Genomic DNA, 617 nt, shown 5'->3' with positions numbered 1-617 from the left:
CTGGGCAACTTCGCCGAGGTGGGTCTGACCGAGGTCGGTGTCATCGTCGGTTACCGCAAGGAAGCCGTGTACGCCCGCAAGGAGGCCCTGGAGGCCAAGTACGGGCTGAAGATCACGCTGATCGACAACGACAAGGCCGAGGAGTGGAACAACGCCTACTCCCTGTGGTGCGGTCGTGACGCGCTCAAGGACGGCGTGATCCTGGCCAACGGTGACACCGTGCACCCGGTCTCGGTCGAGAAGACGCTCCTTGCCGCGCGTGGTGAGGGCAAGAAGATCATCCTCGCGCTGGACACGGTGAAGTCCCTGGCGGACGAGGAGATGAAGGTCGTCGTGGACCCCGAGAAGGGCGTCCAGAAGATCACGAAGCTGATGGACCCCGCCGAGGCGACCGGTGAGTACATCGGTGTGACCCTCATCGAGGGTGAGGCTGCCGAGGAGCTGGCGGACGCGCTGCGTGTGACGTTCGAGCGCGACCCGCAGCTCTACTACGAGGACGGCTACCAGGAGCTGGTGAACCGGGGCTTCAGGATCGACGTGCAGCCGATCGGCGAGGTCTCCTGGGTCGAGATCGACAACCACGACGACCTCGCGCGCGGGCGGGAGATCGCGTGCCG

General features: G+C 65.3%; 1 protein-coding gene. It reads left to right on the top strand.

Annotated elements, in window-relative coordinates:
* Positions 1 to 617 (top strand): phosphocholine cytidylyltransferase family protein (locus IF655_RS30850; RefSeq protein WP_199588530.1); only part of this gene is annotated, 617 nt, incomplete at both ends.

The organism is Streptomyces sp. DSM 110735 (assembly GCF_016482685.1).
Lineage (GTDB): Bacteria > Actinomycetota > Actinomycetes > Streptomycetales > Streptomycetaceae > Streptomyces.
This window is presented reverse-complemented; position numbering and strand designations above follow the sequence as displayed.